11 protein-coding genes are annotated in these 12,095 nt (G+C 70.8%); 5 read left to right on the top strand and 6 right to left on the bottom strand.

The window, feature by feature from the left end; genetic code table 11:
- Positions 1–34: 34 nt before the first annotated feature.
- Entirely contained in the window at positions 35–886 is an 852-nt protein-coding gene (locus WBG79_RS18600; RefSeq protein ID WP_337358675.1) for a chorismate mutase, read from the bottom strand.
- 160 nt (positions 887–1,046) lie between these two features.
- On the opposite strand from WBG79_RS18600, the gene metX reads away from it, so the two are divergent.
- The gene (gene metX, locus WBG79_RS18595; RefSeq protein WP_337358674.1) at positions 1,047–2,237 is read left to right on the top strand and encodes a homoserine O-acetyltransferase MetX; all 1,191 of its coding nucleotides are present in this window, start codon (positions 1,047–1,049) and stop codon (positions 2,235–2,237) included.
- Positions 2,234–2,896, top strand: coding sequence for a methionine biosynthesis protein MetW (metW, locus tag WBG79_RS18590; RefSeq protein WP_337358673.1), 663 nt, complete (start codon positions 2,234–2,236; stop codon positions 2,894–2,896). Before metX ends, metW begins: the two co-directional genes overlap by 4 nt.
- 137 nt (positions 2,897–3,033) lie before the next feature.
- Here the strand turns inward: metW and WBG79_RS18585 are convergent, their stop codons facing one another.
- Both WBG79_RS18585 and WBG79_RS18580 read right to left on the bottom strand, forming a co-directional pair.
- Positions 3,034–4,515, bottom strand: coding sequence for a methyl-accepting chemotaxis protein (locus WBG79_RS18585; RefSeq protein ID WP_337358672.1), 1,482 nt, complete (start codon positions 4,513–4,515; stop codon positions 3,034–3,036).
- Positions 4,516–4,699: 184 nt separating this feature from the next.
- Positions 4,700–5,425 (bottom strand): class I SAM-dependent methyltransferase, encoded by a 726-nt coding sequence (locus tag WBG79_RS18580; RefSeq protein WP_337358671.1) that lies wholly within the window; start codon positions 5,423–5,425, stop codon positions 4,700–4,702.
- Positions 5,426–5,515: 90 nt separating this feature from the next.
- Between WBG79_RS18580 and gloB the strand changes: the two genes are divergently transcribed.
- Both gloB and WBG79_RS18570 read left to right on the top strand, forming a co-directional pair.
- Positions 5,516–6,292 (top strand): hydroxyacylglutathione hydrolase, encoded by a 777-nt coding sequence (gene gloB / locus WBG79_RS18575; protein WP_337358670.1) that lies wholly within the window; start codon positions 5,516–5,518, stop codon positions 6,290–6,292.
- Positions 6,289–6,741 (top strand): cupin domain-containing protein, encoded by a 453-nt coding sequence (locus tag WBG79_RS18570; RefSeq protein ID WP_443147482.1) that lies wholly within the window; start codon positions 6,289–6,291, stop codon positions 6,739–6,741. Before gloB ends, WBG79_RS18570 begins: the two co-directional genes overlap by 4 nt.
- A gap of 3 nt (positions 6,742–6,744) precedes the next feature.
- On the opposite strand, the gene yddG is transcribed toward WBG79_RS18570, so the two are convergent.
- The gene (gene yddG, locus WBG79_RS18565) at positions 6,745–7,635 is read right to left on the bottom strand and encodes an aromatic amino acid exporter YddG (RefSeq protein ID WP_337358669.1); all 891 of its coding nucleotides are present in this window, start codon (positions 7,633–7,635) and stop codon (positions 6,745–6,747) included.
- Between the two features lie 161 nt (positions 7,636–7,796).
- Between yddG and WBG79_RS18560 the strand changes: the two genes are divergently transcribed.
- Positions 7,797–9,389 carry an NYN domain-containing protein gene (locus WBG79_RS18560; RefSeq protein WP_337358668.1) on the top strand — a complete coding sequence of 531 codons (1,593 nt, stop codon included), beginning with the start codon at positions 7,797–7,799 and terminating at the stop codon, positions 9,387–9,389.
- Positions 9,390–9,428: 39 nt separating this feature from the next.
- On the opposite strand, the gene WBG79_RS18555 is transcribed toward WBG79_RS18560, so the two are convergent.
- A complete protein-coding gene (locus tag WBG79_RS18555) occupies positions 9,429–11,090 on the bottom strand; it encodes an AMP-binding protein (RefSeq protein WP_337358667.1) in 1,662 nt (553 codons plus the stop codon).
- A 433-nt stretch (positions 11,091–11,523) separates the two neighbouring features.
- On the bottom strand, positions 11,524–12,039 hold the full coding sequence (locus tag WBG79_RS18550; protein ID WP_337358666.1) for a CAP domain-containing protein: 516 nt from the start codon (positions 12,037–12,039) through the stop codon (positions 11,524–11,526).
- Between the last annotated feature and the right edge of the window lie 56 nt (positions 12,040–12,095).

The raw sequence follows: 12,095 nt of genomic DNA, 5'->3' as shown, positions 1-12,095 counted from the left end.
CGGGTCTCGCTTCGGATCTCGGACGGGGTCCCGGTCAGGCGGGGGTGGCAAGGCGGATCGGGGCCGGGTAGCCGCCGACGACGGTCGGCTCGCGCACCTCCACGCCGGCCTTCGCGAAGGCCTCCCGGATGATCGCGCGGTCGAGCGGGGACGGAGCGGCGACGAGGAACTCGGCACGCGGGCCGTCGTCGTGGCGCGCCAGGAGCTCGACGCCGGCCTCACCGAGGCTCGCGGCCGGGTCGCGGTCGCCCACGCCCGGGAAGGCGAGGATGTCGACCTCGGGGGCGACCGGCTCGCTGATCGGATTGGAGATCAGGAGCGCGGGCAGGCCGGCGACCCGCCCCGGCATGTCGATGTAGGGGAGCCGGGTGATGATCCGCGGGCCCTTGCCGCCGAGCCGCGTCCACCAGGGGCCGACCCAGCTCGGCTGCGACAGCCGGATGATGCCGAGGTCGGACACGGAGGCCGCCACGGCCTCGATCACCTCGTCGGGACCCGGGCACATGTGGGCCGGGACCGTGAAGCCGCAGTAGAAGCGCGCGAGGTCGCGCATGGCGACCGGGTCGCGCCCGCCGTCCATGTGGACCTCGTAGTGGGCCTGCAGGAACGTGAAGGTCGAGACGATCTCCCGCCAGATGTGCTCGAGCGGCACGATCGGCAGGATGCCCCGATGTCGGCCGACCAGCCGCCGCATCATGTCGGCCTCGCGCGCGGGCCGGAAGGCCGCGCCCGTGACGTTGGTGCGCTTGGCCTTGATGAGCTCGTCGATGATGGCGCTGCGGGCCACGAGGAGCCGGTGCATCTCCTCGTCGATGCGGTCGATCTCGGCCCGGAGCTGACCGAGCCTCTCGGCGAGGTCCTGGGTTTCCGGAGGCGGGGAGGACATGGCACGGGACCGGGAAAGCTGGGGCCGACGGGCGTCCTTCATAGGCAAGCGGGGCCATGAAATCAAAGAAAACGTTGACACGGCAGGACGGCGGCGAATACCTGATCGCCCCGCCCGGCGGCGTGCCGCGGGCAGGGACGGCCAAGCGGACAGGCGGACCATGGGCACCGGGGAACTCCAGGCGATCGACGATGCCGTCGAGGCGACCCGCCTCCGGCAGACCGACGCGCCCGACAGCCAGGTCGTCCGCTTCGGGCCGGAGGGGGCGCTGAAGCTCGATTCCGGCCACAGCCTCGCGCCCTGGCAGATCGCCTACCAGACCTACGGCACGCTCAACGCGGACAAGTCCAACGCGGTCCTGATCTGCCACGCCCTGACCGGGGATCAGCACGTCCACAACATCCATCCGGTGACCGGCAAGTCCGGCTGGTGGGACCTGATGGTCGGCCCCGGCCTGCCGATCGACACCGATCGCTTCTTCGTGATCTGCGCCAACGTGCTCGGCGGCTGCATGGGCACGACGGGCCCGGCCTCGGCCAACCCGGCGACGGGCAGGCCCTACGGCCTCGACCTGCCGGTGGTCACCATCCCCGACATGGTCCGCTCCCAGGCGGCGCTGATCGACCACCTCGGGATCGAGAGCCTCTTCCTGGTCATCGGCGGCTCCATGGGCGGCATGCAGGTGCTCGAATGGGCGGCCTCCTACCCGGAGCGCGTCTTCGCGGCGGCGCCGATCGCGGCGGGGGCCCGGCACTCCTCGCAGAACATCGCCTTCCACGAGGTCGGCCGGCAGGCCATCATGGCCGACCCCGACTGGCGCCGCGGCCGCTACCTGGAGGAGGGCACCAGCCCCCGCAAGGGCCTCGCGGTCGCCCGCATGGCGGCGCACATCACCTACATGTCGGAAATGTCGCTGCACTCGAAGTTCGGCCGGCGTCTGCAGGACCGCGAGCGGCTGACCTTCGGCTTCGACGCGGACTTCCAGATCGAGAGCTACCTGCGCCACCAGGGCCTCTCCTTCGTCGACCGCTTCGACGCCAATTCCTACCTCTACGTGACCCGCGCGATGGACTATTTCGACATCGGGGCGAGCCACGGCGGCCGGCTCGCGGAGGCCTTCCGGGGCACGCGGACGCGCTTCTGCGTGGTCTCCTTCACCTCCGACTGGCTGTTCCCGACGGCGGAGAGCCGGGCCGTCGTGCACGCCCTCAACGCCGCGGGCGCGTCCGTCTCCTTTGCGGAGATCGTCACCGACCGTGGCCACGACGCCTTCCTGCTCGACGAGCCGGAGCTCTTTGCCATCCTGCGCGGCTTCGTCGACAGCGCGGCGCGCGCCCGGGGGCTCGCATGACGCGGCTCGATCCCCTTCCGCAGGGCGCCGTCCCGGTCGGGACCGGGTCGGAGGCGCGCGTCGACCTCCGGGTCGTCGCCGAATTGGTGGCGCCCGGCTCGCGCGTGCTCGACGTCGGCTGCGGCGACGGCGCACTCCTGGAGCTCCTGGGGCGGACCCGCGGCGTCGACGGGCGAGGCATTGAGCTCAGCCAGAAGGGCGTCAACGAGGCGGTGGCCCGCGGCCTGTCGGTCGTTCAGGGCGATGCCGACACCGACCTCGTCTACTACCCGGACAACGCCTTCGACTACGTGATCCTGTCCCAGACCCTGCAGGCGACGGAGCGGCCGAAGCAGGTCCTGCAGCACCTCCTGCGCATCGGCCGGAGGGCGATCGTCTCCTTCCCGAACTTCGGATACTGGCGGCTCCGCTCGCAGATCCTTTTCCGGGGCCGCATGCCGGTCACCGAGGACCTGCCCTACAGCTGGTACGACACGCCCAACATCCATTTCTGCACGATCCGCGACTTCGTCGAGCTGACCAAGGAGCCGGAGGTCAACGCCGTCATGGAGAAGGCCGTGGCGCTCAACGCCGGCGGCCAGAAGATGTCGATCAGTGCGCCCTGGTGGTTCTGGAACCTCTTCGGCGAACAGGGCGTGTTCGTGCTGCGGCGCGGCTGAGCCCCTCGGACCCGCGCAGGAAACGAGCAGGGCGGCGGACGCCCCCTCGCGCCCGCCGCCCCGTTCCCCGTGTCCGAAGGTTCTACCCCGTCCGGCCGAACCGGGATGGCGCCGGCCCGGCGCCGCCGGGGTAGCCCTCACGCGATGGCGCGGCTGTCCTCGCGGACCTTGCGGGCGGCCGAGTCGACCAGCTCCGTCTGCTGCGCGATCGTCTTCATGTTGTTGGCGATCATGTCGACGCCCTTGGAGGCGGTCTGCATGTTCTCCGACATGTCGCGCGTCACCGCGGTCTGCTCCTCCACCGCCGCCGCTATGCCGGACGAGATCTCGCTGATCTTGGCGATGGTCTCGGCGATGCCCGTGATGGCCGTGGCGGCGTCGCGGGTCGAGCCCTGGACGGCGTCGATCTGGCCGCTGATCTCCTCGGTCGCCTTGGAGGTCTGCGTGGCGAGGTTCTTGACCTCCGAGGCCACCACAGCGAAGCCGCGGCCCGCCTCCCCGGCCCGCGCCGCCTCGATGGTGGCGTTGAGGGCGAGCAGGTTGGTCTGGCCCGCGATGTTGTTGATGAGGTCGATGACCGCGCCGATCTTCTGGGCGGCGGTCGTCAGTCCGGCCACGATCCCGTTCGTATGGTCCGCCTGACGGACGGCATCCGTCGAGATCTGGCGCGCGACCGCGACCTGCCGGCTGATCTCCTCCACCGAGGCCGCGAGTTCCTCGGCGCCGGAAGCCACCGCCTGCACGTTTGCCTGAGTCTGCGTCGCCGCACTGGCGGCGCCCGTCGCCTGGCGGGTCGCCTCGGCGACCGCGTCGGCGACCCGGCCGAGGTCGGCGTCGATCGACTTCTGGGCCGTGCCGCGGCGCTGCCGCTCCAGCACCACGCTGGTAACGTCGGTGGCGAACTTCGTCACCTTGAAGATCCGCCCCGAGGCGTCCGAGATCGGGTTGTAGGTGGCCTGGATCCAGATCTCCTTGCCGCCGCGGCCGAAACGCTTGAACTCGTCGGCCTGAAACTCGCCGCGCCGCAGCGCTTCCCAGAAGCGCTGGTACTCGGCGGAATGGCGGTAGGTCGGGTCGACGAACATCGAGTGATGCTTGCCCTTGATCTCGTCGAGGGTATAGCCGAGCACCGCCAGGAAGTTCTGGTTCGCATCGAGGACGGTGCCGTCCAGGTTGAAGTGAATCACACCCTGCGACTTGTTGATCGCGTTGATCTGTCCCTCGTTGTCGGCGTTCCTCAGCTTCAGAGCCGTGATGTCGGTGGCGATCTTGAAGACGCAATAGACCTTGCCGCTCGCATTCGTCACGGGGTTGTAAGAGGCCTGGATCCAGATCTCCTTGCCGCCCTTGCCGATGCGCTTGTACTCGGCCATCTGGAACTCGCCCCGGCGCAGCCGGTCCCAGAACTGCCGGTATCCCGCCGAGTCGCGTTCGGCCGGCTCCACGAACATGGAATGATGCTGGCCCTTGATCTCCGGAAGGCTGTAGCCGAGCGCAGAGAGGAAGTTCGCGTTCGCGTGGACGACGGTTCCGTCCGGCTCGAACTCGATCATGGCCTGGGACCGGTCGAGCGCGGCGAACTTGTCGCGGAGTTCGGATGACCTGAAAAAAAGAGACATGTGGTTCCCCCGGCTTCTGAAAGCTCTTGTGTGACGCAGCGTCTCTGGAGACCCTTAACACCAATTAAATGCAAAGAATTATATTTCATCGTCAAAATTACTGTGAGTTGCTCACCAAAGCGCTTTGGCGCACCGGCGAGCAGGAGCAACGGCGGGAAAATAAGCATTCCTTCGGACAATAATTCTACGCTTGCGGGACCAGGACAGGCTGGAATACCGGGCGGCGGTCGCGGACACGGGCCCGCGCCGGCAGCCCTTGGTAGAGCTGCTTGGTGGCCTCGACCAGGATGACGCCCGACAGGGCGGGCCAGAAGCGCGCCCCGAGCCGTTCCATGGCCGGCGCGGAGCGGATCAGGAAGCGGCGCTGGAACGGCGGCGCATAGAGGGCGCCGCGCCAGTCGATCGGGGAGAACAGGGTGTCCTTGAGGAGCTTGTCGATCTGGCCGCGCGAGAACGGCCGGCCGTAGCCGAAGGGGGTGGTCTCCAGCCGCGCCCAGACCCCGCTGCGCGACGGCACGACGGCGATCAGGCGCCCGCCGGGCGCGAGCACGCGCCAGACCTCGCGCAGGACGTCGACCGGCTTGTCGGCCATCTCCAGGCAGTGGATCAGCACCGCGCGGTCGATGGAGGAGTCCGGCAGGGGCAGGTCCTGCTCGTGCACGAGCGCGGTAGCGGACGGCCCTTCGGACGGCCAGTTCACGACGCCCATCTGGGCCGGCATGAAGCCGATCACCCTGTCGGCCTCGTCCTTGAACGGGCGCAGGTAGGGCGTCGCGTGACCGAGGCCCATGAGCCGGTCGCCGGTCACCTTCGGCCACATGCCCCTGAGCCGCGCGCCGAGCACGGCCCGCACGCTCCGGCCGAGCGGCTCGCCGTAGAAGTTCCTGAGATCGACGACGTCCAGGTACATGCGGTCTCCGGCCGTTCCGCGGGGTCCCCCGTGGCCAGCATCGCACGAGGGTGTTAGGCAAGGACGAACACCTCAACATGGAGGTCTCTCTTGTCCCGGCTTCAGATCTATCAGTTCGGCTGCCTGTCCGACAATTTCGGCGTTCTCCTGCACGATCCGGCCACCGGCGCCACGGCCTCCATCGACGCTCCCGAGGAAGCGGCGATCCTGCGCGTCCTCGACGAGACGGGTTGGCGCCTGACCGACGTCCTGGTCACCCATCACCACCACGACCACGTGGGCGGCCTGCCGGCCCTGAAGGCGCGCTTCGGCGTGCGGGTCGTGGGGCCCCGGGCCGAAGCTGAGAAGATCCCCGGCCTCGACGTGCCGGTCGGCGAGGGCGACCGGCTCGCCTTCTCGACCCACGAGGTCCGGGTCCTGGACACGCCCGGCCACACGGCGGGCCACATCGCCTACGTGGTGCCCGACGCGAACGCGGCCTTCGTGGGGGATACCCTCTTCGCGCTCGGCTGCGGCCGCGTGATCGAGGGCACCATGGACGACATGTGGGCCTCCCTGAAGAAGCTCCGCGCGCTCCCGCCCCAGACGGAGGTCTACTGCGGCCACGAGTACACCCTCGCCAACGGCCGCTTCGCCCTGACGGTCGACCCCGCCAATGCCGCGCTCGCCGAGCGCATGAAGGAGGTCGAGCGGCTGCGGGCCGAGGGCCTGCCGACCTTGCCCACGACGATCGGGCGCGAGATCGAGACCAACCCCTTCCTGCGCGCCGACGACCCGGCCGTCGCGGCGGCCGTCGGCATGGCGGGCGCGGATCCTGCCGCGGTCTTCGCGGAGGTGAGGCGGCGCAAGAACGAGTTCCGGGGATGAGCATGCGCGACCTGACCGCCGCCGAGGTCGTCCGCCTCCTCGACCTGAAGCCCCACCCGGAGGGCGGCCACTACCGCGAGACCTTCCGGGACGCCGAGCCGGCCGGCGGCCGGGCGCATTCGACCGCCATCTACTTCCTGCTCGCCGCCGGCGAGGTCTCGGCCTGGCACCGGGTCGACGCCGTCGAGATCTGGCACTGGCACGCCGGCGCGCCGCTGGTGCTGACCGTGTCGGAGAACGGCCACGACGCGGCGGCCCACGTGCTCGGTCCGGACCTCGCCGCCGGGCAGAGGCCGCAGGCGGTCGTCCCGCGGCACGCCTGGCAGGCGGCCGAGAGCCTCGGGTCCTGGACCCTCGTCGGCTGCACGGTCGCGCCCGGCTTCGACTTCGCCGGCTTCGAGATGGCCCCGCCGGACTGGCGTCCGACGCCCCGGCCCTCCCGCGCCTGACGGTCAGGCCGGCTCCGGCGCGGCCCGGGGCTTCAGGAGGACGTCCTTGGAGGCGAGCAGCGCCCCGCCGGTGATCATGGCGGCCGCGACCACGATCGCCGGCGTGAAGCGCCCGAAGCCGGCGAGGATCAGGAAGACGGTCGAGAACAGCGGCGACAGGTAGCTCGCGGCACCCAGCACCTGGATGTTGCCCCGCTTGACCCCGACGTCCCAGGCGAAGAAGGCGAGGCCGACGGGGAAGAGGCCGAGGCCGACGAGGGCCGTCCAGGCGGTCGGGCCGTCGGGCCAGCGGGTCTCCTCGAGCGCCAGGTGGCAGAGGCCGGACAGGACCGCCGTTGCGAGGCAGAAGCCCGCGACGGCCGCCGTCGGCACCGCGCCGAGCCGGCGCGACAGCACCGAATAGCTCGACCAGATGAGCGCGGACGCCACCGCCGCCCCGTATCCCCAGGCATGCGCCGGGTCGACCGCCAGCCCGCGCCCGCCGGTCACGATCAGCGCCGCGCCGGCCAGGCCCAGGCCGGCGCCGGCGACGTGGTGCCAGCGCAGGCGCTCGCCGGGCAGGAGGCCCGAGAAGAGCACGATCAGCAGAGGCCACGCGTAGTTGACGAGATTGGCCTCGACCTTGGGCGCGTGCTGCAGCGAGGTGAAGTAGAAGAAGTGGAAGCCGAAGAGCCCGGCCGTTCCGAAGATCCACACCTTCAGCGGCTGCCGCAGCGCCGACAGGCGGCCGGTGAGCGCCAGGGCCAGCGTCGCGCCCACGCCCGAGATGCCGAAGGCGAGCGCGTTCATCAGGAAGGGCGGCACGGCGCCGGCCGCCGCCGCCATGAGGCCGAGCAGCGACCACATGGCGATCGCCGACAGGCCGACGAGGGTGGCGGAGCCGCGGGACGTCATCGGGGTGGTCTCTCCGGAACAGGCCCGCGCGCCGGCGGGACATCGCCTCCTATGCCGCGTTTCCCGGCCGGCCGCAAACGGATGTCCGGCTGCCGAGCCGGCGGGACGGGAGGCTCGGGCTTTGCTAGAGTCGTCGTCGTTCTCGGCGACCAGGGACCGTCATGGCCGATATTCTGCGCTCCGTGCTCTTCGTCGATTTCGACAATGTCTTCTTCTCGCTGCAGAGCGCCGACAAGGAGGCCGCCAAGGCCTTCGCCAACGACCCGCAGAGCTGGCTCGACGCGATCGAATCCGGGACCCTCATCGAGGAGGGCGACGGGGAGGGCCCGATCCGGCGGCGGATCCTGATGCGCCGCTGCTACGCCAACCCGGCCGTCATGCGCTACTTCCGCGGCTGGTTCACGCGGTCCGGCTTCCAGATCGTCGACTGCCCACCGCTGACCGGCAAGGGCAAGAATTCCGCCGACATCTACATGGTCGTCGACATGATCGACGCCATGCGGCACGAGACCCGCTTCGACGAGTTCATCATCCTGTCCGGTGACGCGGACTTCACGCCCGTGCTGACGCGGCTGAGGGCCTACGACCGGCGGAGCGTGATCTACTCCAACGCCGTCACGGCCCCCGCCTACAAGGCGCTCTGCGACGGCATGATCACCGAGGAGCGGCTCCTCGACCTGACCGTCGGCGAGGACGAGGAGGAGGCGGCCGAGCGGCTCGGCAGCCTGCGCGCCGAGCGCCGGCCGGACCCGGCCCTCGAGGGGCGCGCCGAGGCCGCCGAGCAGGGACGCGCCGACGACGCCCCCGGCCGCCCGCGGGCCGATGCGGCCGCACAAACGGATGCCCCACGCCCGGACAACACCCGCGCCGACGCCGTCATTCCGCTCGGCGCCGAAGGGCCGGCAGGAGCCGGGGAAGGCGAGTCCGCCTCCGCCGCGGAGGCCGGATCCAGGCCCGTCGCCTTCGAGCCCGGCCAGCGCCCGCCGGGGGCGAACGGCATGCGGCGTGCCGACCGGCGGCGCATGCCCCGCGAGGAGGCCGGCGGCGAGGGCCCGGCCGGACGCCTCCCGCGCATGCCCGAGGCCATGGAACCCCTCGTCCGGCGGATCGCGGCGGCGACGAACGTGCCCGCCTTCGCGCCCGACGTCTACGCGGCCCTCTTCCGCGTGCTCGCAGCCGAGGTGTCCAGCCGCGGCTTCAGCCTGAACCGCACCGTGAACGCCGTCATCCGGCAGCTCGCCGATGCCGGGCTGAAGCTCCGGCCGCAAGCGGTCGCCTTCGTGGTCAAGGGGCTGATGCTGAGCGGCCACGAGTTCCTGCCGACCGACACGCCGGGGACGCTCGCCAAGGCGTTCCGCCGTCAGGCCCTGTTCCTCGCCGCCAACGCGGACCTGGTCCTTGCGGACGCGGAACGCTCGATGGTCGGCGCCTGGATCGTCGGCGGGCTCCGGGCCGCCGGCGGGCCGGCCGACCCGGAGCCGCCGTCCGACACCGCCCGGGCCGCGGAGGCGGCCGGCGCCGCCATCGAGGAGACCGTGCACGCGATCGCGCCCGCCGCGGCGCCCGTCGACCCTGCCGGCACGGACACGGACGGCACGGACACCGACGGCACGGACACCGACGGCTTCGAGGACGGGCAGACCCCCTACCGCGGCGCCGACGAGGCGTCCGACGACGATCCCGCCCCCGGGCCGCGGCGGGACCGCAACCTGGACGACCTCCTGGCGAGGATCAGGACGCCGAGCGGGCATTGAGTGGTGCCGCGGCCTGACCGGCGCCCGGCGCGGCCGCGCTCACTCCCAGTTCTTCCGGGCCTGTTCCTCGGCCGCCTCCGCCTGCGCCTTCTGGCGGAAGAAGCGGCGGATGACCTTGCCCGAGGTGGTCAGCGGGATCTCCGACACGAAGGCGATCTCGCGCGGATATTCGTGGGCGGACAGGCGGTTGCGCACGAAGGCGCGGATCTCGTCGGCGAGGTCGGGCGAACCGTTGACGCCCGGCGCCAGGCGCACATAGGCCTTCACGATCTCGGTCCGGAGCGGGTCGGGCTTGCCGACCACGGCGGCGAGCGCCACCGCGGGGTGGCCGGCGAGGCAGTCCTCGATCTCGGCGGGGCCGATGCGGTAGCCCGACGAGGTGATGACGTCGTCGTCGCGCCCGACGAAGAAGACGTAGCCTTCGTCGTCCATGATCCCCTGGTCACCTGTGGTCATCCAGTCGCCGATGAATTTTTCCTCCGTGGCCTCCGGCCGGTCCCAGTACTCCAGGAACATCACCGGGTCGGGCCGCTTCACGGCGATCTGTCCCAGGATGCCGGGGGCGAGCGGCACGCCAGATTCGTCGATGATCGCGACCTCGTGGCCGGGCGCCGCCTTGCCAATCGCGCCGGGGCGGCTCACGCCCAGCATGGCGCAGGAGGCCAGCACGATGTTGCACTCGGTCTGGCCGTAGAACTCGTTGACGGTCAGGTCGAGGGCGGACTTCGCCCACTCGTAGGTCTCCGAGCCGAGCGCCTCGCCGGCCGAGCCGAGCGTGCGGAGCTTCAGGTCGAAGCGGCCGCGCGGGTTGTCGACGCTGCGCAGCATCTTCAGCGCCGTCGGCGGCACGAAGGCGTTGCGGATGCCGTAGTGGGCCATGAGCCAGAAGGCGAGCTCGGGATCGAACTTCTCGAACTTGTAGGCGAGCACCGGCACCCCGAAGGTGAGCGACGGGAGCAGCGCGTTGAGGAGCCCGCCCGCCCAGGCCCAGTCGGCCGGCGTCCACATGAAGTCGCCCGGGACCGGGAAGAACTCTTGCGCGAACTGGAAGCCGGGCAGATGGCCGAGCAGGACCCGATGGCCGTGCAACGCCCCCTTCGGCGGCCCCGTCGTGCCGGACGTGTAGATCATCATGGCGGGATCGTCCGGGCCGGTCACCGCCGGGGCGACCTGCGAGGAGGCCTCGGCCAGCGCCTGGTGGAAGTCCACCACCCCGGCCGGGCCGCCGCCCTCGATGTTGAAGACGATCTTCAGGTCCGGCAGCCGATCGCGGATCTCGACGAGCTTGGCGAGCCCGGCCGCGTTGGTGACGACCGCCTTGGCGCCCGCGTTCTGCAGCCGGTAGGTCAGCGCCTCGACGCCGAACAGGACCGCGAGCGGCAGGGCGACGCCGGCCACCTTGTAGGTGCCGAAATGGGCCACCACCGTCTCGGGCGACTGCGGCAGCAGGATCCCCACCCGGTCTCCGCGCCCGATGCCTTGCGCGGCGAGCACGTTGGCGAAGCGGTTCGAGGCGAGCGACAGCCGGCGGTAGCTCCAGGTCTCGCTCGCCCCGTCGGCGCGCCGGTTCAGGATCGCCAGCCGGTCGGGATCGGTATCGGCCCACCGGTCGCAGGCATCCACCGCGATGTTGTAGGCCGAGGGGATCCGCCAGCGGAAATCCCGGTAGGTCTCTTCGTAGGTCGGCCGCTTCTCGAGCAAGGGCGCGCTCCCGGGAGCTTCAGGGACGCGGAGGATAGGCTCGATGCTGCACTGCCACAACGGTGACGAAGAGCCGCCGCCCGGGCGGGATCGCAACCGAAAACACCAATCGGTTGCAGGTCCGCCGCCTACCCGTATGGTGACGGTATGGGGGCGGAAGCAGACGCGCCGGCCAGACGGCGTATCCGGGAGGTTGGGCCCCCCGGAACCGCGGCGACGGCCTCGTCTCCACTCGGCGTGATGGCGATGTGGTGGATACCACGCGGCATCAGCATCGAGGTGAAAAGGACCCGGACACTCTGGCAAGTTGTCGTCCGGGTCCGATTCGCTCGATGAGAAAGAGGGGCGGGCTTCGGCCCGCTCCCCACTCCGAAAAGATAGCACGCGCCGCCCCGACATCAACCCGCGGTTGGCACGGGCTTCGGGGTCGCCCTCACATTGGCTCGACGAGGACCATCGCCCAGAAGATCTTGTACTTCGAGCCCGGCGCCGACGCGGTGGCGAGGCCGATGCGCGAGACCGCGGGGTTGATCATGTTGGCGTTGTGGGCCTTCAGCTCGCGCCAGCCCGAGAAGGCCTCCGCGAAGGTGCGGTAGCCGGCCGAGAGGTTGGTCACGTAGGAGCGGTAGGGCACGCCGGCCGCCTTGAGCTGCGTGTCGATCTTGGCCTCCTCGTTGGACTGGACCCGGTCGAGGCTGGCCATGCGGTTCGCCTGCTCCTGGGCGATCCGGGCGAGGGCCGGGTCCCAGACGAGGCCGCGCGCGCCCTGGTTGGCGCGGTACTGGTTGAGCATGCCGAGGGAGGAGGCCGGGTCGACGCCCTGACCGGTCTGGTCGAGGCGATCGTAGAAGGCCGGCGTGGCGCGCGGCTCCGGCGCCGACGAGCAGCCGGACAGCAGGCTCGCGCCGAGGACCGCGAGGGCGGAGGGGATCAGCTGGCAGACGGACATGGCGACCTTTCGAGGCTCGGGCGCGCGCCGGCGCGTCCCCGCCCGGCCGCTGCGGG

Source organism: Prosthecomicrobium sp. N25 (assembly GCF_037203705.1).
Lineage (GTDB): Bacteria > Pseudomonadota > Alphaproteobacteria > Rhizobiales > Ancalomicrobiaceae > Prosthecodimorpha.
Note: the sequence above shows the minus strand (reverse complement) of the source record. Positions and strands in the feature narration are given on the sequence as shown.